Raw genomic sequence first — 24815 nt, forward strand, 5'->3', positions numbered from 1 at the left:
AGAAGGTCACCGGTCCCCGAGAGCCACCACCACCACCGGTCACTGAGCCTGTCGAAGTGCAGCACCACCGGACTCACCCCACCCTTCGACAAGCTCAGGGACCGGAATATGTTCACGAACCAGAAGGTCACCGGTCCCCGAGAGCCATCATCATCGGTCACTGAGCCACCACCACCGGTCACTGAGCCTGTCGAAGTGCAACACCACCCGACCCACCCCACCCTTCGACAAGCTCAGGGACCGGAATATGTCCACGAACCAGAAAGTCACCGGTCCCCGAGAGCCACCACCACCGGTCACTGAGCCTGTCGAAGTGCAACCCCACCCGACGCACCCCACCCTTCGACAAGCTCAGGGACCGGAATATGTTCACGAACCAGAAGGTCACCGGTCCCCGAGAGCCACCACCACCACCGGTCACTGAGCCTGTCGAAGTGCAGCCCCACCCGACTCACCCCACCCTTCGACAAGCTCAGGGACCGGAATATGTTCACGAACCAGAAGGTCACCGGTCCCCGAGAGCCATCATCATCGGTCACTGAGCCTGTCGAAGTGCAGCCCCACCGGACTCACCCCACCCTTCGACAAGCTCAGGGACCGGAATATGTTCACGAACCAGAAGGTCACCGGTCCCCGAGAGCCACCACCACCACCGGTCACTGAGCTTGTCGAAGTGCAGCCCCACCCGACTCACCCCACCCTTCGACAAGCTCAGGGGCCGAAAGGTTCCCCGGTCCCTGAGCTTGTCGAAGGGGCGACCCGGTGCTGCCGGCCACCGATCCACCCGATCGGGAGCGACAGCAGCAGGAGGTACAGCGCCTGGGCGCCGAGCCCCGGCACCGTCGCGGCCAGGATCCCGGCGAGCACCATCAGGCCGATCGGGAACCACACGAGCACCCACGGTTGGCGCGGCGCGGCTGCCGCTTCGTCGCTGAGTAGCCCGTCCCGCTCGACGACCACCTGCTGGAGTCGCACCGCGACCATCGACACGAGCATCGTCGCGATGTAGAGCGTGGGGGCGCCGCGGTCGTCACCCGTCCCGTCGAACAGGAGCACCGTCGGCAGCGGCAGGAACACGATCCCGGCGAGCCAGAGGAAGTTCAAGGTCACGAGCCGCGTCGAGTACTTGGCGGTGCGCTCGAACAGGCGGTGGTGATCGCGCCAGAAGTTGGCGATGACGACGAAGCTCAGGGCCGCTGCGGCAAGCCCGGTCCAGTTGTCGCCGAGGAACACGGCCACGGGACCGCCGTCGTCCTCCTGCGCGAGGTCGACGAGCGGGAGGATGATCAGCGTGATCGCGATGGCGACGACGGCGTCGCTGAAGTTCACGACGCGGTCGAGCCCGCGCTCCGTCGTCGGACCGGGTCGACGACGGCCCGCCGGACGCCCCTGCTCGCCGGTCATCGTCAGCTCACGTCGGCGTCGTCGGTCGCGGTCCCCTGCACCATGGCGACCCAGCGGGCCAGGAAGGCCGCGCCCGCTTCGTCGTGGATGAGCGTCGGGTGGGTCAGCACCGGGTAGGGCTTCTCGGGCACGCCGTCGGCAGGGCGGACGTCCACGTGCGCGACCTCGAACCCGTGCTCGAACAACCAGTCGGCCATCGCGTAGTCGCTCCGCGAGTCGCCGACGGTGCGCCAGGCGAGCGGGAGCGCACCGCCGTCCGCCTCGAGGAGTTCGAGCGCGCGCTCGGCGCCGAGGTCCTTGCCGAGCCGGACCGACTCGATGTCGGTGGAGATGATCGTGGGATCGATGCGGTACTGCACGAGGCCGGCGTCATCCGGGTAGCGACCGGGCGCGTGCTCGACCCCGAACCCGCGACGGGCGAGCTCGGCCCGGGCGTCGTCGTCGAAGTGCTTCCGCACGGCCGCGTAGTCCGCTGCCGGCACCTCGACGTGCTGCTCGACCGAGACCATCGCGCGCTTGGTGTGGTCGAAGAACACCGTCTCGGCGTACCGTTCGTCGACGAGGCGCTCGATGACGTCGCCGTACCCCTCCGGCATCGCGACGTCCTGATCGAGGCTCAGCTCGTCGACCCCGGCCGCCGAGAACCCGAACCACACGGCGCCCTTCTCACAGATGCCGTAGAGCCGGACGTCGTCCGCGAGCCCGGCGGCCAGGAGCGGTGGGACGACCACCTCGCGGAGGAACGCGTCGCTCCGTCCGGTGTTGAAGGCGATCGGGACCCCGGCGTTCGCGAGGGTCGCGAGGTCCTGCGCGATGCTCGGGAGATTGATCGTCCGGGTGATCGGACTGGCGATGGGGCCGTCGACGTCGAGCAGGAGACCGAGGATGGGGCGGGACGCGTTCACGGGTTCAGCCTAACGAGCACCCGGCGTGGATAGACTCACTCCACCATCACCGGTGTTCGAAGGAGATCACTCGTGTTCATCAGCCCGCATCCCGACGTCGAGATCCCCGACCTGAGCGTCTACGACACCCTGTTCGGCAGCATCGCCCCGAGCGACCTCGACCGCATCGCCCTCCGCGACGGCACGACCGGTGCCGAGACGAGCTACCGACAGCTCATCGGCCAGATCAACGCCCTGGCCGGCGCCCTCGCGGCGGCCGGCATCGGGGTCGGCGACGTCGTGGCCCTCCACGCGCCGAACGTGCCCGCCTTCGCGACCGTGTTCCACGGCATCCTGCGCGCGGGCGCGACGGCGACGACGGTGAACGGCCTCTACAACGCCGAGGAGATCGAGGCGCAGCTGCGCGACGCCGGCGCGACGATGCTGTTCACCGTCTCCCCGCTGCTCCCCCAGGCATGGGCTGCGGCGAGCGCTTGCGGCATCCCCTCCGACCGCGTCGTCGTCCTCGACGGCGCGGAGGGGCACGCCTCGCTGAGCGACCTCCTCATGCGCCGCCTCCCCGCGCCGGACGTCTCGTTCGACCCGGCCACACACGTGGCGGTGCTGCCCTACTCCTCCGGCACGACGGGCCGGCCGAAGGGCGTGATGCTCTCGCACCGGAACCTCGTCGCGAACGTGCAGCAGTCCATCCCCCAGCTCGGCATGGTCGCCGACGACCGGATCCTCGCGGTCCTGCCGTTCTTCCACATCTACGGCATGACGGTGCTGCTCAACCTCGCCCTGTCGCGGCGCGCCTCGCTCGTGACCATGCCGCGGTTCGACCTGGCTGAGTTCCTCCGGATCATCCAGGACTTCCGCTGCAGCTACGTGTTCATCGCCCCACCGATCGCGGTGGCGCTGGCGAAGCACCCGCTCGTCGACGAGTTCGACCTCTCGAGCGTCCACACGATCTTCTCCGGTGCCGCGCCGTTGGACGCGACGCTCGGGCGGGCGGTCGAGGAGCGTCTCGGCTGTCGGATGCGACAGGGCTACGGCATGACCGAGCTCAGCCCGGTCAGCCACGCGATCGCGTTCCAGGCCGAGGGGGCGTCCCTCGACAGCGTCGGCACGACGCTCCCGAACATGCAGTGCCGGATCGTCGATCCGGAGACCGGCGCCGAAGTGGACTACCCGGCCGAGGGCTCGGACGAGGAGAGCGCGGCGGGCGAGCTGCTCTGCGCCGGCCCGAACGTCATGCTCGGGTACCTCGGCAACGAGGAGGCCACCCGCGAGACCCTCGAGGCCGACGGCTTCCTGCACACCGGCGACATCGCGACCGTACGCGGTGACGGCACCGTGCGGATCATCGAGCGGTTGAAGGAGCTCATCAAGTACCACGGCTACCAGGTGGCCCCGGCGGAGCTCGAGGCGCTGCTGCTCGGCCACCCGGCGGTCGCCGACGCGGCCGTCATCGGGGTGCTCGACGATGAGGGCCAGGAGGTGCCGAAGGCGTTCGTGGTCCTGCAACCGGGCCAGGACGTCATCGCTGAGGCACTCATGGCGTGGGTCACGGAGCGGGTCGCCCCGCACAAGAAGATCCGGCGCGTGGCGTTCGTCGACGTCATCCCGAAGTCGACGTCGGGGAAGATCCTCCGGAAGGACCTCCGGGCCGCGGAGGCACTTCGACAGGCTCAGTGATCGACTGCCGCTCAGCGACCGACGGCGGCGACCATCCGGTCGAAGGCCGCGTCGAGTTCCGGCTCGGCCGGCTGCCAGTGCGGGTTCGCGTCGTGGAACGCGACCATCTCCGCCGCGCCGTCCCAGAACGGGATGGCGGGCCGGAACTCCGGGACGAGACTGCGGATGCGGGTGTTGTCGAAGATCATCGGGAACGCCTTGTCGCCCAGGAGCGTCGGCCCGAGGGGTGGGTGGACGTCCGCGATGACGTCGGAGGGCACGTGCACGATGTCGGCCTCCACGCCGGCCGCCTCCGCGATCCACCGGGTGATGTCGTTCCAGCTCGGTGCGTGGTCGCCCGTGATGTGGAAGGCCTCCCCGAGCACGTCGCGACGACCCAGCAGGCCGACGAACCCGACCGCGAAGTCCTCGGTGTGGGTGATGGTCCACAGGGTCGTCCCGTCGCCGTGCACGACCACCGGCTTGCCCGCGCGCATGCGGTCGAGGTCGGTGCGCCGTCCCATCGTGGGGATGAGCGTCCGGTCGTAGGTGTGTGACGGGCGCACGATCGTCGCTGGGAACCCCTGCTCGCGGTAGGCGTGGACGAGGACGTCCTCGCAGGAGATCTTGTCGCGCGCGTACTGGGAGAACGGGTTCCGGAGCGGCGTCGACTCCACGACGGGCAGGCGCTGTGGCGGCTTCTGATACGCCGCCGCGGAGCTGATGAACACGTACTGGCCGATCCGACCGGCGAAGCGGTCGATGTCCGCCTGCACCTGCGGTGGCGTGAACGCGGTGAACTGCGCCACGACGTCGAACTCGCGCGAGCCGAGCGTCTCGGTCACCGCGTCGGTGTCGCGGACGTCCGCGCGGAGCAGCTCGACCTCCTCGGGGAGCGGCCGGACGTGGGACAGGCCGCGGTTCAGGACGGTGACGTCATGGCCGAGCGACACCGCTCTGGCGACCGACGCCGAGGAGATGATGCCGCTGCCGCCGATGAACAGGATGCGCTTCGTCGTCATTGGTCCATCCTCGCGCACCGCCACCCGACTCGCCCAGGCCTGGACAGGATAGGGAGGTCCCTTCTGGCACGTCGACAAGCTCAGTGACCGGGAGAGGTCTACCCGGACTGGGTCAGCGCTCGCGCTTGACGAACGCCATGGCACCGACGACGAGGGCGAGCAGCACGCCGGAGACGAGTCCCCACACGACCGGTGCCTCGGGTCCGAGGACCAGGAGCATCAGCAGCGCGGCGAGCGCGAGGACCCCGGCGACGACGAGCGCCGTCGTCCATTCGTTCCATCGCATCCCACCAGCCTAGGCTCCCCTCACCCAGGCACGGTGACGCTGGAGACGCTGAGACGGACCGCCGGGACCGCTCAGCGGTGCTCGGCGAGCAGCTCCTCGGTCCGTTCCCAGAGCCCGCGGGCGAGCGCGACGTCGTCGGCGAGCTTGTTCGTGCGTGCGGGCTTCCGCTTCACGAAGTAGCCGCCCGAGGTCCAGTCGAGGCCCGGCTGACTCTCGGCGAGCCAGAAGAGCGTGTCGGCGCCCTCCTCGGGGGTGTTCAGCAGGCGACGCCCGAGCGGGTTCGCGTAGAGGAACCGCATCGCGCCGTCGGGCGAGCTGGAGAAGTTCGTCGAGATGACCCCCGGGTGGAACGCTGCCGCGGACAGGCCGCGCGGGCCGTACCGGCGGTCGAGTTCCTTGGTGAAGAGGATCTGCGCCAGCTTCGCGTTGCCGTAGGCGCGCGTGGGCGAATAGGAGCGTTCGGCGTCGAGGTCGTCGAGGTCGAGCTTCCCGAACAGGCGGTTGGCGACGCTCGAGGTGTTGATGACCGTCGCCTCGGACTCGACGAGGCGGTCCAGCAGGAGGTGGGTGAGGAGTGCGGGTGCCAGGTAGTTGATCTGGAACGTCTGCTCGTGGCCGTCGGCCGTGACCCGGCGGTCGGCGCCGAAGATGCCGCCGGCGTTGTTGGCGAGGACGTCGATGCGCGGGTACCGCTCGAGGAGCTGCTCGGCGAGGAGCCGGACCTGCGCCAGTTCGGCGAAGTCGGAGATGAACGAGGCAGCCCCGATCCGCTGCGCGACGGCCGCGGTCTTCTCCGGTGACCGCCCGACCACCACGACCTGCTCGCCCGCGTCCGTCAACGCCTTCGCGGCAGCGGCACCGATGCCGTCGCTGGCGCCGGTGAGGACGATCACCCGGTCGCTCACGCGGAGGACTTCCGGGGGCGGGGCTCGCTGACGTTGGTCGGGCGCGCCCGCTGGTCGATGTCGGGGACCTCCCGGCCGATGGCGAGGTCGCCGGTCTTGTTGGCGTCCTGCATCATCGACTCGAGCCAGCTGCGGTTGAGCTCCGGACGCTGCTCCTGGTCGAACTCGAACTGCAACGAGATCGACGGGTGCACCCAGATCGTCACGCGTCCGCCGCCGGTCTCGAGCGAGCGCGGCCAGGAGATGGTGAAGGACTCGTTGCGCCGCAGCTTCATGACCGCGATCGACTTCACGTGCGCGAGCATCCGGTCGTCGAGTTCGAGCTCTCGCGATGAACTCCCGTAGATCAGCTTTCCCACCAGGTGTCTCCCTCTGTGCCGGTCGTCTCGCGCACCCTCGAATCAGGGCATCGCGACGCCCGAGCACACCGGGCGTTGCCCCCATCGTAGGCGACCGAGGGATCGCCGTCGTGCCGGTTGACGAGCGGGCGGCGGCCCAGTTGAGGGGGCCGCGGTGTTGTCCCCCACGGCCTCGCGGATACGTCAACTTCCGCGGAAAATCAAGGGATTTCGGTCCTGTTTCGTGAACCTGGCAAAGCCCTGGGCGGTGTCGCCGCCGACCAAACCGCGGTTGGCGCCGCCCCCGAACGGCGTGCATGACCGTGAAGCCCGAATCTTCCGTCGTGCACCCGAGCCAGCCGTCCGTCCTCGAACGATCCGTCGCTCCGGGAACGCGTCCCCGCCGTGCACGCCAGCCGTTGCGTCTCCCCAAGCTCGTCTCCCAGCTGGTCACCTTCGGCCTCGTCGGTGGCACCGCGTTCGTTGTGGACGTCGGCGTGTACAACCTCCTCCGGTTCACCGTGCTCGACGACAAGCCGATCGGCGCGAAGGTGATCTCCGTGGCCGTCGCCACGATCGTCGCGTGGCTCGGCAACCGGGCGCTGACGTTCCGGACCGAGCACCGCCGCGCGGTGTGGAAGGAGGGCGCCCTCTTCGCCCTCATGAACGTCCTCGGCCTCGGGATCGCCGCGGGGTGTCTCTTCGTCTCGCACTACGTCCTCGGCTACACCACGCCCCTCGCCGACAACATCGCGGGCAACGGCGTCGGACTCGTCCTCGGCATGGTGTTCCGCTTCCTCGCCTATCGGTTCGTCGTGTTCCGGCCCGCCGAGTCGGCGACCGCTCGCCGTCGGAGCACGACGACGCAGGAAGCGCCCGTCTCGAGCCCGGCCGCACCGGCACCCGCCGCCGCACCGCGCACCACGACCCCTCGTCGATCCGCACCGACCCACGCACTGCCGACCTCTGGAGGCCTGTCCTGATGGCACCCGCACTCGCACCGCTGCTCGGAGCGCTCGCGCTCATCCCATCCCGCCCGTTCGCCGCCGCGGACGAGCCCAGCCCCCTGCTGACCCCGCAGCCCGCGGCACCCACGGAACCGCTGCCGAACCGCGGCACCCTGGTGGACCCGGCGTCGGCGGCCGACCCCGGCTCCTGGAGCATCGGTGAGTGGCTCGGCTACGGCACCATGCTGCTGTTCGCCGCCGCACTGACGATCATCGCCGTCACCACCCTCTACTGGATGCTCCACGCCTGGCGGTCGACCGGCCACCTGAAGAACACCGGGTTCGCCGCGGTCCCGCTGCCCGCCGAGCACTCCTTCACCCTGCTCGTCCCGGGTCGGCATGAGGAGGAGGTCATGGGCCAGACCCTCGACCGCCTCGCCGAACAGGACCACCCCGACTTCGAGATCATCGCGATCGTGGGCCACGACGACCCGGGGACCGAACGCGTCGTCCGCGAGGCCGCCGCACGGCACCCCGACCTCATCAAGGTCGTCGTCGACGACAGCGTCCCGAAGAACAAGCCCAAGGCCCTCAACCGGGCGCTGCAGATCGCCCGTGGCGACGTCGTGGGCGTGTTCGACGCCGAGGACGAGGTGCATCCGCGCCTGCTCACGCTCGTGGACTCCCGCTTCACCGAGAGCGGCGCCGACGTCGTCCAGGGCGGCGTGCAGCTCATGAACTTCCAGTCGAGCTGGTGGTCGCTCCGGAACGTGCTCGAGTACTACTTCTGGTTCCGGTCGCGCCTGCACTTCCACGCGAACTCCCGCTTCATCCCGCTCGGCGGCAACACGGTGTTCGTGAAGAAGACCTGGCTCGACTGGTCGGAGGGCTGGGACGACGGCTGCCTCGCCGAGGACTGCGAGCTCGGTGTCCGACTCTCGAGCGCCGGCGCGACGGTCGTCGTCGCGTACAGCCCGGAGGTCGTCACCCGCGAGGAGACGCCAGGCACCCTGCAGTCGCTCTACAAGCAGCGCACGCGCTGGAACCAGGGCTTCCTGCAGGTGCTGAAGAAGGGCGAGTGGCGCAAGCTGCCGACGTTCCGTCAGCGCATGTTCGCCCGCTACCTGCTGTCGATGCCGTTCCTCCAGGCGGCGACCGGTCTCCTCATCCCCGTCTCGGTCCTGCTGGTGCTGTTCGCGAAGGTGCCCGCACCGATCGCGCTCCTCACCTTCATCCCGCTCGCACCGACGATCGTCACCCTCGCGGTGGAGGCCTCCGGGCTCGGTGAGTTCGGCCGCCTCTACGGCCAGAAGGTCCGCCTCCGCGACTACGCCCGGCTGATCCTCGGCACCTTCCCGTACCAGATCTTCCTCGGCCTGGCCGCCGTCCGCTCCGTCTTCCGCGAGTGGAAGGGCGACCACTCCTGGGAGAAGACGGAGCACACCGGCGCCCACCGCAGCGAGGAGATCGCCGAGGCCGCTCCCGTCTCCGTCGACCTGCCCGACCGCGCACCCGAGCTCGTCCTCCAGAACGGAGCAACCCGATGACCGGCATCCTCGAACGACCGGCGGCCGCCGGCCGACCAGAGCTCCACCTGGAGAGCGACCGCCTCGGCTGGCTCGCCTCAGGGCCACCGACGCAGCGAGGCCCCGGCGTCGTGCGCCGCTGGCTGTCGCGCCACGGTCGCACCCTGGCCTTCCTCCTGCCCGTGCTCGCCATCGCCGCCGTCGTGCAGGCCATGAATATGGGCGGATCCCCGCAGCGCATTGACGACGAGGGCACCTACACCGCCCAGGCGTGGAGCGTGCTGAAGCTCGGCGAACTCGCCCACTACACCTACTGGTACGACCACCCGCCGCTCGGGTGGCTGCAGATCGCGGCCTACACGGGGCTGACCGGTGCGTTCGACCGCTACGACATCGCCGTGGTCGCGGCACGTGAGGCCATGCTGGTCGCGACGCTCATCGCCGTCGTGCTCGTGTGGGTCCTCGCCCGCCGCCTGCACCTCAGCCGGGCCATGGCCGCCGTCGCCGCACTCGTGTTCGCGATCTCGCCGCTCGCGGTGCAGTTCCACCGCACCGTCTACCTCGACAACGTCGCGGTGCCCTGGCTCCTCGGTGCCTTCATCCTCGCGACGAGCCGCAAGCACCAGCTCGTCGGCTTCGCGGGTTCCGCCGCCGCGTTCGGCATCGCCGTGCTGAGCAAGGAGACCTTCCTGCTCGCCCTGCCCTTCCTCGCCTGGACCATGTGGCGCGCGGCTCGGAAGGAGACCCGCCGGTACACGCTGCCGGTCGCCGCGACGATCGTCGTCGTCATCGGCTTCACGTACGTGCTCTTCGCCGCCATCAAGGGCGAGCTCATCCCGGGCCCTGACCGGGTGAGTCTCCTCGGAGGCGTCTTCTTCCAGCTCGGATCCCGCGTCGCGAGCGGGTCGCTGTTCGACCCGGAGAGCCTGTCGGCGAAGACCCTCGGCATGTGGTGGCAGTTGGACGCGGCGTTCCTCGTCACCGGGGCGGTGGCCGCCGTCGCCGGACTCTTCATCTCGCGGCTGCGCGTCATCGCCGCGATGACCGTCTTCCTCGGCCTGTTCATGCTGCGCCCGGGCGGCTACCTGCCGGTGCCCTACGTCATCATGCTGCTGCCGTTCATGACGATCCTCATCATGGGCGCGACCGGCGCGGCCATCCGCCGGTTCCGTCGCCGCTCGACCGTCGAGGCCGGTGCACCGCGCCGTCGTCTTCTCGGTGGACGCGCGGCCGGAGCCGTCTGGGTCGCCGCCGTGCTCGCAGCAGCCGTCGTCGCCGTCCCGAACACGGCGACCCAGCTCCGCGGCTTCCTCCTCGCCGACCTCGACAAGCCGGTCCGGCAGGCCCAGCAGTGGGTCCAGACCAATGTGCCGAAGGAGTCCCGCGTGATCGTCGACGACGCGATGTGGGTCGACCTCGTCGAGAGCGGCTTCGACCGCGACAACGTCATCTGGTACTACAAGATGGACACCGACTCCGCCGTCCAGGCTCAGTCGCCCAACGGCTGGCGCGACGCCGACTACATCGTCACGACCGACTCGATGCGGACCTTCCCGACCACCTTCCCCGAGGTGAAGGGTGCGATCGACAACTCCGAGCTCGTCGCGACCTTCGGCTCCGGGACACAGGCCGTCGAGGTCCGCCGCATCGACGCCGACGGTCTCGACGCGGCAGCCGAGCAGGCTGCCGGACGAACGGCGGCTCGGGCGGCCCTCGGTGCGCAGCTCCTGCTGAACCCCGCGCTCAGCGTCTCGGCGGAGGCCGCACAGACCCTCAGCGACGGCCAGCTCGACTCCCGCGCCCTGCTCGCCCTCGGACAGGTGCTCGCCACGACGCCGGTCCGACTCGAGAGCACCCCGGTGCTCGACGGCGAGACGGGCGACGTGCGCCGGACCATGGTGCTCCGCACCGGTACCGAGGCGGGCGACAGCCGTCTGGCCGACTCCATCCGCTCGATCCAGGGCGACTACGCGGCCGACCGCGTCGAGCAGACGGCGGCCGGCGTGCGGGTCACCTACTCGGTCGTCGAACCCGACGTCGTCCGCTGATCGGCCTCCCGAGCACCGGCTCGAGCCAAACGCCCGAACCATCCGAACCCCCGAACCACCCGAAGAACAGGAGTTCCACCATGCGAACCACCACCACGAGGCGAATCGCCCTCAGCGGCCTCGCCGCCGTAGCGACGGCAGCACTCATCGGCTTCGGCACCACCGCCGCGAGCGCCGCCACCACCGATGCCGCAGGCTCCGGCTGGATCCGCGTCGGGCACCTCTCGGCCGACACCAAGACCGTCGACGTGAAGCTGTCGGCACTCTCCGGCGGCGCGACCGTGTTCGAACTCGACGACGTCGCCTACGGCCAGGTCTCCCCCTACACCGACCTGGCCGCCGGCACCTACGTGGTGTCGATGGTGCCCGCCGGGTCGCCCGACAGCACGAAGCCGGTCATCAGCACCAACGTGACCATCACGGCCGGGGAAGCGGCAACCGTCGCGGCCTACGGTCCCAACAAGGACCTGCAGACGAAGGTGTTCGAGGACGACCTCACCGGTCCGGCCGAGGGTGCGGCGCGCATCCGGCTGATCCAGGCGTCGACCGATGTGAAGAGCGTCGACGTCAGCACCTCGACCGGCATGCCCATCGCGAAGGGCGCCACCACCGGGACGGCGACCGACTACGCGAGCGTCCCCGCCGGCCCGTGGGATCTCGAGCTCACCGGCGGCAAGCAGGCGGCCGAAGCCTCTGTGAACCTCGCGCCCGGCACCGTGAGCACGCTCTTCGTGCTCGACAACGCCGCAGGTGGCGTCACCCTCATGCCCGTCCTCGACAGCTCGGCAGCCGGTGACGCACCCGAGGGTCCGGTGGAGACCGGTGGCGGCGGCCTCGCCAAGGAGTCGTCGACGCTCGGGTCCGTCCTCGACGACCTCGACGCGAAGCTCGCCTGGCTCGTGCGCGACCTCGGGACGGCGGTGAGCTGACCATGAGCGCCAAGAAGACGATCGGCATCGCCGCGACCGCGGTCGCCGCGGTCACCGCGACCGCCGTGATCGCCTCGCTGGCGACCGGGTTCCCGGCGAACCTCCTCCATGGCCCGACCGCGGCGTCACCCGGCTCCGCCGACGCCGACGGACAGCCTGGCCCGACCTCGACGGTCACGGACCGGACCACCACCGAGGCCGCAGACGCGTTCCTCGCCGACTGGGTCGACGACGGCCGCGTCGTGCGCCGGGACCAGGGTGACGACACGGTCAGCGAAGGGCAGGCCTACGGACTGCTCGTCGCGGCCGGTGTCGGGGACGAGCAGTCCTTCACCGAGATCTGGGACTGGACCGAGCAACACCTGCAGCGCCCCGACGGGCTGCTCGCCTGGCAGTGGAGCGACGGCGAGGTCGTCGACGACGAACCCGCCAGCGATGCGGACCTCGACGCCGCCCGCGCGCTCGTCATCGCCGGCACCCGCTTCGACGAGCCGCGGTTCACCGAGGCCGGCGTCACGCTCGCCGGTGAGATCGCGGACCGCATGACCGTCGAGACCGCCGCGGGCCGGATCCTCCTGCCCGGCGTCTGGGCTGCAGCGACCGAGCCCTACGCGTACAACCCGTCCTATGCCTCCCCCGTCGCCTTCTCGGTACTGGGTGCGGCGACGGGTGACCCGCGGTGGGCCGAACTGCAGGCGGGGTCCGCAGCGGTCACGACCACCCTGCTCGACGAGAGCCCACTTCCGCCCGACTGGGCCCAGGTGCACGCCGACGGCACCGTCGACGCCATGCCGGGTGCGGCAGGGACCGGGCAGAGCGTCCGCTACGGCTACGACGCGGCCCGGCTCCCGATCCGCTACGCCGAGTCCTGCGACACCGCCGACCAGGCGACGGCCGCCCGCCTCGCCTCGACCCTCGCGCGGTCGAAGGAGCTGCGGGCGGAGACCGACCTCGGCGGATCACCACTGACCTCGGACGTGCACCCGCTCGCCCTCCAGGCCCGAGCGGCCGCGCGCGCCGCCGTGGGCAACCTGCCGGAGTCGGCGGACGACCTCCGTGCCGCCGACGAACTCGCGCAGGAGGTGCCGAGCTATTTCGGCGCCGCCTGGGCGGCCCTCGCGCCCATGATGCTCACGACCGGCGAGCTGCACGGGTGCCCGCCGCTCACCGAAGGAGCCACCTCGTGATCCGCGCACACCGCCGGACGATCGGCACGCTCGCCGCGGCCGGAGCACTCCTCACGGCGCTCGCCCTCTCGGGCTGCGCCACGACGCACGCCGGGCAGACGCCGACCTCGCCGAACGTCGCCGACGGGCCCATCACCTCCTCGGAGGCGACCGACCGTGGCGCCGCCGGTGCGAAGCAGGACCCGGTCGCCCAGGCGCCGGCCGCCGATGTCAGCGCACTGAGCGTGAGCCGGGTGCAGATCCCGTCGATCGGGGTCGACGCGGCGGTCGAACCGCTTGAGCGCGATGCGTCCGGTGTCCTCCTGCCGCCGGTCGAGTGGGAGGACGCCGGGTGGTACCGCGCCGGCGTCCTGCCCGGCCAGGTGGGGCCCGCGGTCATCGCCGGTCACCTCGACACGACCCTCCGCGAGGCGGTGTTCGTCCACCTCAAGCAGCTCGTGGCGGGCGACCAGGTGACGGTCACGATGTCCGACGGCTCGACCGCCACGTACGCGGTGGACCGCGCCATCGACGTCGAGAAGAAGACCTTCCCCACCCAGGAGGTCTACGGACCGACGCCCGACGCGCAGCTCCGGCTCATCACCTGCAACGGCCCCTTCGACGACGCCGCGAACACCTACGCGAACAACTACGTGGTCTTCGCCTCGCTCGTCGGCACGACCCCGTAGCGCTGCTCCCCACCCCTCGCTCCTGTCGAGGGGCCGCCCCGCTCCGAACCACTCCCAACGACCTGAAAGGAACCGACGTGAACCGCTCACTCGTCGTCATCCCCACCTACAACGAACTCGACAACCTGCAGCCGATCGTGAACCGCACGCTCGCCGTCGCCGGGGTCGACATCCTCGTCGTGGACGACTCCTCCCCCGACGGCACCGGGTTCCTCGCCGAGCAGCTCGCCGCACAGCACCCGCAGGTGCACGTGTTCCACCGGGCCGTGAAGGACGGGCTCGGCGGGGCGTACCTCGCGGGCTTCGCCTGGGCGCTCGCGCGCGGCTACGAGGTCATCGTCGAGATGGACGCGGACGGATCCCACCACCCCGAGGACCTGCCCCGCCTGATCGGACTCCTCGACGATCACGACCTCGCGCTCGGCTCGCGCTGGGTCCCGGGTGGCGTCGTCGAGAACTGGCCCGCGCATCGGCTCGCGCTGAGTCGCGGCGGCAACTTCTACACGCGACTCGCCCTCGGGATCGGTGTCGCCGACGCGACCGGCGGGTTCCGCGCGTTCCGCAGCGAGGCGCTGCGCCGGATCGACCTCGCCGACGTCGCGTCGCAGGGGTACTGCTTCCAGGTCGACCTCCTCTGGCGGGCGCTGCAGCGCGGGCTCCGGGTCGTGGAGACGCCCATCGTCTTCACCGAGCGGGTGTCGGGTGAGTCGAAGATGAGCGGCGGCATCGTCTCCGAGTCGCTCAAGAAGGTCACGATGTGGGGCGTGCGTCGCCGCCTGCAGGAGGTCCGCGCGCTGCTCCACGGCCACCCGCTGCCCTCCGTGCGCGTGCTGTCCACCCGCTGAGACCAGGTGGCGCGGGCGACGACGACCACGGGCTGACGAGGACTGCACATCTTCCCAGGTCCTTTCGGTTCCGCCGCCCTCCCCGGAGTCGTAGCGTGAGGACATGACCAACTCCACGCGCACCCCGCAGCACCCCATCGGTTCCGGCTTCGGCCATTCGAGCACCGCGGCGGAGGTGCTCGAGGGCATCGACCTCACCGGCAAGCTCGCCATCGTCACCGGCGGCTACTCGGGTATCGGCCGTGAGGCCGTCCGTGCCCTGGTCGGCGCGGGCGCCCACGTCATCGTCCCCGCGCGGCGCCCGGAGACCGCTCGCGAGGAGCTCGCCGGCATCGACGGCGTGGAGGTCGACGAACTCGACCTGGCCGACCTCGCGAGCGTCGAGGCGTTCGCCGACCGCTTCCTCGCCACGGGCCGGGGCATCGACCTCGTCATCACGAACGCCGGCGTCATGGCGGCTCCCGAGACGCGCGTCGGCCCCGGCTGGGAACTCCAGTTCGCGACGAACCACCTCGGCCACTTCGCCCTCGTCAACCGACTCTGGCCCGCCATCGTGAAGGGCGGCTCCTCGCGGGTCGTCGCGTTGTCCTCCAGCGGCCACAAGCGCTCGGGAATCCGTTGGGATGACGTCCAGTTCGAGCACGGCTACGACAAGTGGGAGGCCTACGGGCAGGCGAAGACCGCCAACGCGCTGTTCGCCCTCCAGCTCGACTCGCTCGGTGCCGAAGCGGGCGTCCGCGCGTTCTCCGTCCACCCCGGTGGCATCCTCACGCCGCTGCAGCGGCACCTGCCTCGCGAGGAGATGATGGCGCTCGGCTGGGTCGACGCCGACGGCAACCTCCTCGTCTCGGGGTTCAAGTCGCCCGAGCAGGGTGCCGCAACGGAAGTCTGGGCCGCGACCTCGCCGTCGCTCGACGGCCTCGGCGGGGTGTTCTGCGAGGACTGCGACATCGCCGGCCCGGCCGAGACCGCGGTCTCCCCGGCCTCCGGTGTCGCCGACCACGCGACCGATCCGGAGGAGGCGGCCAGACTCTGGGCGCTCTCCGCCGAACTCACCGGGGTCGACGCCTTCGCCGCTCGCGACTGATCGGCCGACGCCACCCCTTGCAGGCACCCGCCCACGGACCTACCGTGAGAGCGGATCAGCGCGACGATGCGCGAGACGGAGACCGCCCAGGCGGATCTCGGAAGGAGCACCCCATGAGTGACCAGAACGCCGACATCAACAACCCGGGTCCACACGACGAGGCCGTCGACGACGCGGCGGCCGAGCGCGTGGCCTCCACGACGAACCCCGGCCCGCACGTCGCCGCAGACGACCCGGCGGCGAGCGGCGAGGCCGACATCACGAACCCCGGTTCGGAGACCGAACGCGACGCCGCGGCCGAGCGCGAGGCGGAGCGCGTGGCGAACATCACCAACCCCGGCCCGAGTTCCTGACCCCACCAACATCCTGCTTCATTCCCTAACTCAGGAACGCCTCGGTGTGTCGCGCTCTACGCTCACGGACGGGCGGCGACACGCCGCGGGAGTCCTGAGTTAGGGAACCGGGGACGGGGTGGGGGGTCGGGCTAGTGGTCGGCACGAGGCGGACGCAGGCGCGTCTCCTCGATGTCGAGCATCGTCTGCGCCTCGGCGAGGATGCGCGACGGGTACGCACCGCGCGCCCGGGCGTCGAGGAGCCGCTCGCGCTCGGCCTGTACGACGGCGAGGCGCAGCTGTCGGTAGAGCCGGTGCGGTGTCTCGGCGTGCGTCTCACTCGGCGAGACCGACTCGCGCGAGCGTTCCCAGGCGGCCTCCGCCCGCAGGAACGTCGACTGCCGGACGCGTTCGAGCAGATCGGGGTCGATCTCCTCCTCGATGCCGACCGCCGATGCCGGGTCCTCCAGCACGCTGATGCCCGCGTAGCTGATCTCGTCGAGCAGGGTCGCGAGCTGTCGACGGTCCTCGGACTCGTCGATCCCCTGCACCTTGAGCAGCCGGATGAGCCACGGCAGCGTGCCGCCCTGGACGACGAGCGTCACGACGGCGACCGTGAAGGCGATGAGGACGAGCTGCTCGCGGTACGGGGTGCTCTGCGGCAGTGACTGTGCGGCGGCGAGCGTCACGACGCCGCGCATGCCCGACCAGCTGAGGATGACGCCACCCCGCCAGTCGATCTGCTCCAGCCGCAACTGCTCGAGGTCGGCGCGCTGCCGCTCGTAGGCGCGCTCCCGCCGGCGCCGTCGATGCCATCGGCGGTTCTGTCTCGGGAACCGTTCCGAGTACCCCATCGACAGCCACCGTTGCAGGGTCTGCCGTTCGGCCCAGCGTTCTCGTGCGCGGAGCCCGAGCACGAGCGGGCCCACCCACAGGAACCGCAGCGCGATGAGCGCGGCCGTCGCGACGAGACCGATCCCGATGGACTCCTCGACGGACAGGATCTCGGCGTCGACGGCACCGATGAGGGTGCGGATCTCGAGTCCGATGAGGAGGAACACGGCGTTCTCGAGCAGGAACTGGATGGTCCGCCAGTTGATGCGGTCGCTGATCCGCGCCTGTGCCGAGAACGCGGCCGAGCTCGCGTGGCCCGTGTACAGGCCGGCGATGACGACGGCCAGCACGCCGGACCCACCAAGCGCCTCGGTCGGCATGAACGCCACGAAGGGGACGGCGATGGAGATCGCGGTGTCGAGGACGGAGTCGTTGAGCTTCGACCGCAGCCAGACGGTCACGTACCCGGCGATGAAGCCGACGATGATCGCGAGCACGACCGCGTAGACGAAGTCGCCGACCGTCGCCCACGGCGTGAGCATGCCGCCGGCTGCCGCAGCGCTCGCCGATCGGAGTAGCACGAGCGCGGTCGCGTCGTTCACGAGCCCCTCGCCCTCGAGCACGGTCAGGAGGCGGGGCGGGAGGCCGAGACGGCGTCCGATGGAGGTCGCCGCGACCGCGTCGGGCGGGCTGATGATCGCGCCGAGGGCGATGGCGGCGGCGAGGTTGAGGTCGGGCAGGAGGCTGAAGAGGAGGAAGCCGGCACCGAACGCGGTGACGATGACGAGCACGACGGACAGACTCGTGATGGTGGCGAGGTTGCGGCGGAAGTCCATGATCGGGACGCTGATCGCCGCAGCGTAGAGGATGGGCGGCAGGACGACGTCGAGCACGAGTTCCGGTTCGACCTCGATCTCCGGGACGCCCGGGAGGTACGAGAGCCCGACACCGACGATCACGAGGATGATCGGCGCGGCGACGCCGAGCTTGCGGGAGAAGGCCGCGACGGCGACGATCACCGCGATGCCGACGACCGCATACACCCCGAGTTCCATAGCGATCAGGCTATCGGTCGCTCGACCGGCCCCACCCCGACGGCTGTCGTGAGCGCCGGGAGACTACTCGAGCAGGCCTTTGATGTCCTCCGCGGTGAGCGCCTGACTGAACACCGCGTCGTCGTCGAGGACGGCGGCGAAGAGCTCCGACTTCTTCGCCTGGAGCGCCATCACCTTCTCCTCGATCGTGTCGGCGGCGACCAGCCGGTAGACCATGACGTTCTCCGTCTGGCCGATGCGGTGCGTGCGGTCGATGGCCTGCGCCTCTGCTGCAGGGTTCCACCACGGGTCGAGCAGGAAGACGTAGTCCGCCTCGGTCAGGTTGAGGCCGAACCCGCCGGCCTTCAGGCTGATGAGGAACACGGGGGCGTCACCGGTGCGGAATCGGTCGATGACCTCACCCCGACGACGGGTGGACCCGTCGAGGTACTCGTACGCGATGCCCTGCTCCTCCAGCCGGCGGGCGGCGGTGCTGAGGAAGCTCGTGAACTGGCTGAAGATGAGCGCCCGGTGCCCCTCGGCGACGACGTCGTCGAGTTGTTCGAGGAGCGCGTCGAGCTTGCTCGAGGGGATGCCCGCGTGCTCCTCGGCGTCGATGAGACTCGCGTCGAGGCTGAGCATGCGGAGGAGGGTGAGCGAGCGGAACACGATGAACCGGTTGCGGTCGAGGTCGTCGACGAGTCCGAGGAGTTTCTGCCGCTCGCGCTGGAGGACGAGGTCGTAGAGCTTGCGGTGGGCCGGTGCGAGCTCGATGCGCAGCACCTGCTCCTGCTTCGGCGGCAGTTCGGGCGCGACCATCTCCTTCGTCCGGCGCATGAGCAGCGGACGGATACGTCGGCGCAGGGTCTGCAGCCGACTCGAGTCGAGCCCCTTGCCGATCGGCTTGACGTAGTGCTCGGTGAAGCGCGGCGCCGACGCGAACAGCCCCGGCGCGACGATCGACAGCAACGACCACAGCTCCATGAGTGTGTTCTCGATGGGCGTGCCGGTGATCGCGAGCTTGAACGGTGCCCGGAGGTCGACCGCGCACTCGTGCAGCTTGGCGCGGTGGTTCTTCACGAACTGCGCCTCGTCGAGGATGAGCCCAGACCAGGCGACCGCCTGGTACGCCGCTGCGTCGAGCCGGAACAGCGCGTAGCTGGTGACCACGATGTCGGCGCCCGCCGAGAGGTCCGCGATCGACGCGCTCCCCTTCGCCTGCGTGGTCGCGATGCTGCGGACGACGAGGTCCGGCACGAAGCGCGTGGCCTCGGCGACCCAGTTGGAGACGACCGACGTCGGGGCGACCACGAGGAACGGCGGTGCCGTGGTCCCGGTCGTCTCGCGCGCGTGGGCGACGAGGGCGAGTGTCTGGAGGGTCTTGCCGAGCCCCATGTCGTCGGCCAGGATGCCGCCGAGTCCGTGCTGCCAGAGGAACGCGAGCCAGCGGAAGCCCTCGACCTGGTAGGGCCGGAGGTCGGCGTGGAGTCCCGACGGCAGCGGGGTGTCGGGGACCGCCTCGATCGCGTTGAGTCCGGCTGCAGCCTCGCGCCAGGAGACGGCCTGCTCGGTCTCGTTCGCGAGGTCTTCGAAGTCGGCCCAGAGGCTCGCCTGGTAACGACTGATGCTCGGCTTCGTCTCCCACTCTTTGAGCGCGGCCGCCTCGGTGAGCAGCTCGCGCAGGCGGTCGAAGGCGGGGTGCTCGAGCGAGAGGTAGGTGTGGTCGACCATGAGCAGCTTGGTGCGCCCCTTCGAGAGGGCCTTGAAGAGGGGCTCGAAGGGGACGCTGTACTCGCCGATGTGGATGACGATCCCGAGGTCGAACCAGTCGCGCTGCTCCGTCTCCACCGTGGTGACCGAGATGTGAGGCGTGCCCGTGAGCTCCCGGTACTCGGGGCGGTCGCCGGACACCTCGACGAGGACGTCGTCGAGCGATTCGAGGACGGGCAGGGTGCGTTCGGTGACGAGCGCCGCGTCGAACTCCGTCAGGACCTGCGGCCTGGGCGGCCAGACACCCGGCGTCGTGAGCTCGTCGAACGAGCCCGCGGCGAGTGCCCGGCGTTCCGGTTCCGCTGCGGCGGCGATGGCGGCACCGACCCGGTCGAGGATGGCCCGCTCCGCGCGTTCGTCGCGGAGGACCTCCGCTGCGGCAGCTCCGGTGGCGGCGTCGGTCGGCGCGCCCTGCGGCACCGTCGACACGAGTGGTCGCCCTGCGGCGAGCGCCGGGGTGCCGCCACCGATCGGGACGCGTTGCGCCGGCGCGTACTGCCAGAACCAGGCGAGGCGAAGGGTCTGCTTCGGTTCGAACGAGGCCGTGAGCACGAGGACCGGTGGCACGATCTCGGGGAGGGCCACGGTGCCGTCCGTCGAACTCAGCGAGATGCTGCGGCGGAGTCGTGGGACGTAGTGCTCGAGGAACTCCGCCACCTCGGCCTCGGGGACGACGACGGGCTCGCCTGGCCCGAGCAGTCCGCGGGCCTCGTCCGTCAGCGGTTCGGCGAGCGGTGCGAGCACGATCGCCTGCTGGGGTTCGAGCGTGTAGTGGTAGAGCCCGTGGTCGCCGAGGGCTCCGCTCGTGGCGGCGTCGACGTCGGTGCCGTCGATCGTCACGACGGATCGGAGGACCACGCCCTCGTCGTCGTGCGCGGCGTCCAGCCGGATGGCGGCTGCGGTGCCGAGGGTGACCGTGCCCTTCCGCGTGCCGACGAGTTCGATCCCGAGTTGGGCCGCCTCCTCGAACAGATGCCAGAGGACGGGGCTGCCGAAGTCGTCGAGGACGAGCCAGTCCGAGTCGCCGGCGCCGGCGTAGGCACCGGCCGGTGGACGGGTGGCACGCAGGAGCGCCTGGAACTGCGTGAACCACTGCTGATGCGCCGGATCGAGCGACAGCCGGTGGCCCTGGTGCGTGAAGGAGGTCCACGAGATCGTCGACTTCACGAAGCCGCCACCGGCCTTCTTGACCACGGGCCTGACGGCGATCCGGCGGGGGTGCCGGGGCTCGGGTGGGCCGTCGGCCGTGCGGGAGGTCGGTCCGCGCCAGCGTTCGGCGGTGCGCGGGATGCTCTCGCGGACCTCGAACTGGAGGCCCATGGCCGTCGGCGCTGTGGCGCGACCGGCGTCGCCGGCGAGGGAGTCGAGCCGGTTCCGCCAGCTGGGCGGCGCCGGCGGCGTCTGCGGACTCGGGGTCCATCGCGCTGCTCGCCGTTCCGCCTCCGGACGCCAGGAGGCAGGGAGGTCGTCGAGCTCGTCGAGGGCGTACATCGGCTGGTGCTCGGCCGGTTCGTCGAGCGCGGGGTCGTTGATGGGCGCGGTCCAACGCCGGTCGGAACGCCAGGATGCCTCCTTCCCCGCAGGCGGCCGTTGTGGGGCCACCCACCGGTCGGAGCGACCTTCGGCCCGGAGGTGGGCCGCGTTGCTGTGCAGCAGGGTGGCGACGATGTGCTTGCAGTCACCGCGGAGCGGGCAGGAGCACGCGCTGCCTTCGATCCGTGCGAACCCGCCGGTGTCGTCGCCGAGGTCGATGATGCAGGCGTACGGGACGTCGGTGGAGCCTTCGACGATCCCATGGAGCCGACGCTTGTCGGGGTCCCAGTCGGCGGCGGTGACCCGGCCGTCCCTCGCGTAGACCCGGCCGCGGTCGAACGCCACCCGCCCGACGAGCCGGACGAGGTCGGCCACGTCGACCAGTGGTGCGGGCTCGGGAGTCATCGCCCCATGGTCTCACGCACGACGGACACCCTTCCCTCGGGCCAGCGCGGTGCGCTGACGCGAGCGCGGGTCTCCGACGTGAGCGCGCCCCTCCGGAGGGGCGCGCTCACGCCTGTGGGTCGCGGTCGGTCCAGCGCCCCGCGCTGACCACCGCACCGACCGAGGCACGTCCTGCGGCTCGTAGAATGAAGCAATGACCTCTCTCCCCCACGGCGAGCCTGCGAACCACGCTCCCGGCGACGACGCGGGCATCGATCCCACCGATCTCGAGGTCACGCTGCGCGTCCTCCAGACCATGGCGACGATGGACGAGGAGCACCCCGACTACCTCCAGGTTCGCCGCGCCACCGCCAAGATGTTCAAGGCGGTCAAGAAGGAGCGCCGACTCGACCGTCGGGCTCGGATCGCCGACGCCGACCGCGCCGTGATCGCCGCCACCGCGACGGGCGCCCCCGACCGCATCGACGACGAGACGCGGGGCATCCCGCTCGCCACCACCACGACGGCTCCGACCGCCGGCGAACTGCTGGTGCCGCGCAACTGCTACATCTGCAAGCAGCCGTACACGACGGTCGACGCCTTCTACCACCAGCTCTGCCCGCAGTGTGCTGCGATGAGCCACGCGAAGCGCGACGCCCGCACCGACCTCACCGGCAAGCGCGCCCTCCTCACCGGCGGCCGCGCGAAAATCGGCATGTACATCGCGCTGCGACTCCTGCGCGACGGCGCCCACACCACCATCACGACGCGCTTCCCACGCGACGCCGTCCGCCGCTTCAGCGCGCTCCCCGACAGCGCCGACTGGCTGCACCGGCTGCGCGTCGTCGGCATCGACCTCCGCGACCCGGCCCAGGTCATCGCCCTCGCAGACTCCGTGGCCGAGCAGGGTCCGCTCGACATCCTCATCAACAACGCCGCGCAGACGGTCCGCCGCACGAAGGGCGCGTACCAGCCGCTCGTCGACGCGGAGCTCGCCCCGCTGCCCGACGGCCCGCTACCCGAGCTCGTCACCTTCGGCCATACGAACGACGCACACCCGCTGTCGCTCGCGGCGTCGGTGTCCGCGCACCCGATCCTCGCTGCTGCGGCCGCCAAGGCCGACGCCCTCACCGAGGCGGCCATGACGGCCGGGTCGTCCTCGCTCGAACGCCTCGCCGCCGGGACCGCGATCGACGCCGGTGGCCTCGTACCCGACGTCGACCACAGCAACAGCTGGGTGCAGAACGTCGACCAGGTCGAGCCCATCGAGATGCTCGAGGTCCAGCTGGCGAACGCGACCGCCCCGTTCATCCTCATCAGTCGGTTGCGTGCCTCGATGGCCGCATCCGACTTCCCGCGCACCTACGTGGTCAACGTCTCCGCGATGGAGGGCGTCTTCGGTCGCGGCTACAAGGGTCCGGGCCACCCGCACACGAACATGGCGAAGGCCGCGCTGAACATGCTCACCCGGACGAGCGCGCGGGAGATGTTCGAGACCGACGGCATCCTCATGACGAGCGTCGACACCGGCTGGATCACCGACGAGCGCCCGCACCCGACCAAGGTGCGACTGGCGGAGGAGGGCTTCCACGCCCCGCTCGACCTCGTCGACGGCGCGGCGCGGGTGTACGACCCGATCGTCCGCGGCGAGGCCGGCGAGAACCTCTTCGGCGTCTTCCTCAAGGACTACCGCCCGAGCTCCTGGTGAGCTTCGACTCGCGGTCGTGGTCGAGGACCCGGCGATGATCGGTCCGGCGGCCGTCAGCTTCCTCCGGGAGGCACCGCTCGGTTCGCGGGTCGTCGTGCGCTTCGCACTGCCCGAGGGCGCTGAGGCGGGTGCGACCGACGCCCTCGGCGAGCTCGTCGATCGGTCGGACACGGGCTGCACGGTCGAGACCAAGCGCGGGCCGGTCGTGATCGCCGACACCGACGTCATCGCCGCGAAGCCCGTCCCGCCGGCACCGGCACCACGGGAACGCCGCCGCTCGGCCTAGGCTGGGCCGATGAGCAGCGAAGTCACCCAGGACCCGTCGCCGACGCACCATCGCGTCGAAGTGACACTCCGACGTCCCTGGTACGGCGCTTTCCAGCGTCCGACGGTGGTGTTCGAGGGGCGCGGCCAGCCGGCGCAGTGGGGCACGGGGAGCTGGCAGGTCGGCGGGACGGACGTCTCCTTCGAGGTCTTCCTCTTCAACCGGGTCTGGCGGTACGGCGCGGCCCGGACCACGTTGACCGCCGGCGTCGACACGTCGCTCGTCTACCGCGCTCCCCTGCTGCCCTTCCTCCCCGGTCGGTTCACAGCGAGCTGAGCGGTGGCTCGGAAGCGCGTCGGCGGCCGCCCCTAGGCTGGCCGGATCACCCCATCACGCACGGGCATCGGGAGAACACGGCATGGCGAAACGCACCGGAACGACGGCACCACGGCTCGACCCCGTCCGTCTCATCGGATTGGCCGACGGCGACGAGGGCGCCCTCGACGCGCACGACAGCGTCGAAGGCCTGCGGTTCGCCGACCTCGACCTGTCGCACCGCGACCTCTCGGGCATCACGATCTCCGAGTCCTTGCTCGCGGGTGTTCGAGCCGACCAGACCGACCTCCGAGCGGCGTCGTTCCTCGACTCCCGGCTCGAGCGGTGGGACGCGCCCATCCTCCTCGCCCCTCGGAGCCGGCTGCGCGACGTCGAGCTGGAGGGCTCCCGGGTCGGTTCCGCCGACTGCTACGACGCGAACTGGCAGTCCGTGCGGGTCACCGGGTGCAAGCTCGGGTTCGTCAATCTGCGCGGGGCCGTGCTGCAGGACGTCCTGTTCGAGGACTGCACGATCGACGAACTCGACCTCGCCGATGCGACGGCCACCCGGGTCCGGTTCGTCGACTGCACGCTCAACAGTCTCGACGTCACGCGGGCGAGGCTCACCGACGTCGACCTCCGGACGCTCGAGCTGCGGCGCATCGCGGGCATCGAGCATCTGCGGGGCGCGACGATGACCCCGTTCCAGGTCGGCGAGCTCGCCGCGATGTTCGCCGAGCAGTTCGGCATCCGAGTCGAGGACTGACCTCCCGGGTTGCGCCAGCGCGGTGCGCTGACGTCACCGCGGGTCTGGCGCGTGGGCGCGGGTCTCCGGAGACCCGCGCTCACGCGTGTGCCCCGCGCCCACGCCGGTTCCCCAGCGCTCG

General features: G+C 70.6%; 22 protein-coding genes. 14 read left to right on the forward strand and 8 right to left on the reverse strand.

What is annotated here, in order from left to right; translation table 11 throughout:
• Window positions 1-711: 711 nt before the first annotated feature.
• Window positions 712-1404 (reverse strand): TMEM175 family protein, encoded by a 693-nt coding sequence (locus tag CCK91_RS14000; protein WP_086474510.1) that lies wholly within the window; start codon window positions 1402-1404, stop codon window positions 712-714.
• Window positions 1405-1406: 2 nt separating this feature from the next.
• A complete protein-coding gene (locus CCK91_RS14005) occupies window positions 1407-2309 on the reverse strand; it encodes a hypothetical protein (RefSeq protein ID WP_086474511.1) in 903 nt (300 codons plus the stop codon).
• A 72-nt stretch (window positions 2310-2381) separates the two neighbouring features.
• Here CCK91_RS14005 and CCK91_RS14010 point away from each other — a divergent pair, with 72 nt between their 5' ends.
• Window positions 2382-3986, forward strand: a complete 1605-nt coding sequence (locus tag CCK91_RS14010) for an AMP-binding protein (protein ID WP_207568236.1) — start codon at window positions 2382-2384, stop codon at window positions 3984-3986.
• Between the two features lie 11 nt (window positions 3987-3997).
• Here CCK91_RS14010 and CCK91_RS14015 read toward each other — a convergent pair whose 3' ends face one another.
• The 4 genes from CCK91_RS14015 to CCK91_RS19970 all read right to left on the reverse strand — a co-directional run bounded on the left by CCK91_RS14015 (window position 3998) and on the right by CCK91_RS19970 (window position 6537).
• Window positions 3998-4987: an SDR family oxidoreductase gene (locus CCK91_RS14015; protein ID WP_086474513.1), complete on the reverse strand. Its 990-nt coding sequence runs from the start codon at window positions 4985-4987 to the stop codon at window positions 3998-4000.
• Window positions 4988-5099: 112 nt separating this feature from the next.
• On the reverse strand, window positions 5100-5273 hold the full coding sequence (locus CCK91_RS19685) for a hypothetical protein (protein WP_161578549.1): 174 nt from the start codon (window positions 5271-5273) through the stop codon (window positions 5100-5102).
• A gap of 71 nt (window positions 5274-5344) precedes the next feature.
• Entirely contained in the window at window positions 5345-6178 is an 834-nt protein-coding gene (locus CCK91_RS14020) for an SDR family NAD(P)-dependent oxidoreductase (protein ID WP_242664545.1), read from the reverse strand.
• Window positions 6175-6537 carry a DUF7882 family protein gene (locus CCK91_RS19970; protein ID WP_085510196.1) on the reverse strand — a complete coding sequence of 121 codons (363 nt, stop codon included), beginning with the start codon at window positions 6535-6537 and terminating at the stop codon, window positions 6175-6177. Before CCK91_RS19970 ends, CCK91_RS14020 begins: the two co-directional genes overlap by 4 nt.
• A gap of 296 nt (window positions 6538-6833) precedes the next feature.
• Between CCK91_RS19970 and CCK91_RS14025 the strand changes: the two genes are divergently transcribed.
• From CCK91_RS14025 to CCK91_RS14065, 9 genes are all read left to right on the forward strand, one after another.
• Window positions 6834-7499 (forward strand): GtrA family protein, encoded by a 666-nt coding sequence (locus CCK91_RS14025; protein WP_086474515.1) that lies wholly within the window; start codon window positions 6834-6836, stop codon window positions 7497-7499.
• Window positions 7499-9010: a glycosyltransferase gene (locus CCK91_RS14030; protein ID WP_242664546.1), complete on the forward strand. Its 1512-nt coding sequence runs from the start codon at window positions 7499-7501 to the stop codon at window positions 9008-9010. The genes CCK91_RS14025 and CCK91_RS14030 overlap by 1 nt, the downstream gene beginning before the upstream one ends.
• A complete protein-coding gene (locus CCK91_RS14035) occupies window positions 9007-11037 on the forward strand; it encodes an ArnT family glycosyltransferase (RefSeq protein WP_086474516.1) in 2031 nt (676 codons plus the stop codon). Before CCK91_RS14030 ends, CCK91_RS14035 begins: the two co-directional genes overlap by 4 nt.
• Before the next feature lie 80 nt (window positions 11038-11117).
• The gene (locus CCK91_RS14040) at window positions 11118-11966 is read left to right on the forward strand and encodes a DUF4397 domain-containing protein (RefSeq protein WP_086474517.1); all 849 of its coding nucleotides are present in this window, start codon (window positions 11118-11120) and stop codon (window positions 11964-11966) included.
• A 2-nt stretch (window positions 11967-11968) separates the two neighbouring features.
• The gene (locus tag CCK91_RS14045) at window positions 11969-13153 is read left to right on the forward strand and encodes a glycosyl hydrolase family 8 (protein WP_086474518.1); all 1185 of its coding nucleotides are present in this window, start codon (window positions 11969-11971) and stop codon (window positions 13151-13153) included.
• Window positions 13150-13821 carry a class F sortase gene (locus CCK91_RS14050; RefSeq protein WP_119863563.1) on the forward strand — a complete coding sequence of 224 codons (672 nt, stop codon included), beginning with the start codon at window positions 13150-13152 and terminating at the stop codon, window positions 13819-13821. The genes CCK91_RS14045 and CCK91_RS14050 overlap by 4 nt, the downstream gene beginning before the upstream one ends.
• 77 nt (window positions 13822-13898) lie before the next feature.
• Window positions 13899-14666, forward strand: a complete 768-nt coding sequence (locus CCK91_RS14055) for a polyprenol monophosphomannose synthase (RefSeq protein WP_207568237.1) — start codon at window positions 13899-13901, stop codon at window positions 14664-14666.
• Between the two features lie 103 nt (window positions 14667-14769).
• Complete coding sequence (locus CCK91_RS14060; RefSeq protein WP_086474519.1) at window positions 14770-15753, forward strand: SDR family NAD(P)-dependent oxidoreductase; 984 nt, start codon at window positions 14770-14772, stop codon at window positions 15751-15753.
• 113 nt (window positions 15754-15866) lie between these two features.
• On the forward strand, window positions 15867-16106 hold the full coding sequence (locus tag CCK91_RS14065; protein WP_086474520.1) for a hypothetical protein: 240 nt from the start codon (window positions 15867-15869) through the stop codon (window positions 16104-16106).
• Window positions 16107-16237: 131 nt separating this feature from the next.
• On the opposite strand, the gene CCK91_RS14070 is transcribed toward CCK91_RS14065, so the two are convergent.
• Window positions 16238-17974, reverse strand: coding sequence for a cation:proton antiporter (locus CCK91_RS14070; RefSeq protein WP_079705195.1), 1737 nt, complete (start codon window positions 17972-17974; stop codon window positions 16238-16240).
• A 63-nt stretch (window positions 17975-18037) separates the two neighbouring features.
• Window positions 18038-21661 carry a DEAD/DEAH box helicase gene (locus CCK91_RS14075; protein ID WP_086474521.1) on the reverse strand — a complete coding sequence of 1208 codons (3624 nt, stop codon included), beginning with the start codon at window positions 21659-21661 and terminating at the stop codon, window positions 18038-18040.
• 193 nt (window positions 21662-21854) lie between these two features.
• Between CCK91_RS14075 and CCK91_RS14080 the strand changes: the two genes are divergently transcribed.
• From CCK91_RS14080 to CCK91_RS14095, 4 genes are all read left to right on the forward strand, one after another.
• Window positions 21855-23348, forward strand: a complete 1494-nt coding sequence (locus tag CCK91_RS14080; protein ID WP_086474522.1) for an SDR family NAD(P)-dependent oxidoreductase — start codon at window positions 21855-21857, stop codon at window positions 23346-23348.
• Between the two features lie 16 nt (window positions 23349-23364).
• Window positions 23365-23634, forward strand: a complete 270-nt coding sequence (locus tag CCK91_RS14085) for a putative acetyltransferase (RefSeq protein WP_242664547.1) — start codon at window positions 23365-23367, stop codon at window positions 23632-23634.
• A 9-nt stretch (window positions 23635-23643) separates the two neighbouring features.
• Complete coding sequence (locus CCK91_RS14090) at window positions 23644-23949, forward strand: hypothetical protein (protein WP_086474523.1); 306 nt, start codon at window positions 23644-23646, stop codon at window positions 23947-23949.
• Between the two features lie 82 nt (window positions 23950-24031).
• Window positions 24032-24694 (forward strand): pentapeptide repeat-containing protein, encoded by a 663-nt coding sequence (locus tag CCK91_RS14095; RefSeq protein WP_086474524.1) that lies wholly within the window; start codon window positions 24032-24034, stop codon window positions 24692-24694.
• Window positions 24695-24815 lie beyond the last annotated feature (121 nt).

The organism is Plantibacter elymi (nom. nud.) (assembly GCF_900177795.1).
Classification (GTDB): domain Bacteria; phylum Actinomycetota; class Actinomycetes; order Actinomycetales; family Microbacteriaceae; genus Plantibacter; species Plantibacter elymi.

Coding starts and splice junctions, on each gene's coding strand:
- CCK91_RS14000 (WP_086474510.1), bottom strand. CDS start 1,404: ATGACCGGCGAGCAGGGGCGTCCGGCGGGCCGTCGTCGACCCGGTCCG.
- CCK91_RS14015 (WP_086474513.1), bottom strand. CDS start 4,987: ATGACGACGAAGCGCATCCTGTTCATCGGCGGCAGCGGCATCATCTCC.
- CCK91_RS19685 (WP_161578549.1), bottom strand. CDS start 5,273: ATGCGATGGAACGAATGGACGACGGCGCTCGTCGTCGCCGGGGTCCTC.
- CCK91_RS14025 (WP_086474515.1), top strand. CDS start 6,834: ATGACCGTGAAGCCCGAATCTTCCGTCGTGCACCCGAGCCAGCCGTCC.
- CCK91_RS14030 (WP_242664546.1), top strand. CDS start 7,499: ATGGCACCCGCACTCGCACCGCTGCTCGGAGCGCTCGCGCTCATCCCA.
- CCK91_RS14035 (WP_086474516.1), top strand. CDS start 9,007: ATGACCGGCATCCTCGAACGACCGGCGGCCGCCGGCCGACCAGAGCTC.
- CCK91_RS14040 (WP_086474517.1), top strand. CDS start 11,118: ATGCGAACCACCACCACGAGGCGAATCGCCCTCAGCGGCCTCGCCGCC.
- CCK91_RS14045 (WP_086474518.1), top strand. CDS start 11,969: ATGAGCGCCAAGAAGACGATCGGCATCGCCGCGACCGCGGTCGCCGCG.
- CCK91_RS14060 (WP_086474519.1), top strand. CDS start 14,770: ATGACCAACTCCACGCGCACCCCGCAGCACCCCATCGGTTCCGGCTTC.
- CCK91_RS14065 (WP_086474520.1), top strand. CDS start 15,867: ATGAGTGACCAGAACGCCGACATCAACAACCCGGGTCCACACGACGAG.
- CCK91_RS14070 (WP_079705195.1), bottom strand. CDS start 17,974: ATGGAACTCGGGGTGTATGCGGTCGTCGGCATCGCGGTGATCGTCGCC.
- CCK91_RS14075 (WP_086474521.1), bottom strand. CDS start 21,661: ATGACTCCCGAGCCCGCACCACTGGTCGACGTGGCCGACCTCGTCCGG.
- CCK91_RS14080 (WP_086474522.1), top strand. CDS start 21,855: ATGACCTCTCTCCCCCACGGCGAGCCTGCGAACCACGCTCCCGGCGAC.
- CCK91_RS14090 (WP_086474523.1), top strand. CDS start 23,644: ATGAGCAGCGAAGTCACCCAGGACCCGTCGCCGACGCACCATCGCGTC.
- CCK91_RS14095 (WP_086474524.1), top strand. CDS start 24,032: ATGGCGAAACGCACCGGAACGACGGCACCACGGCTCGACCCCGTCCGT.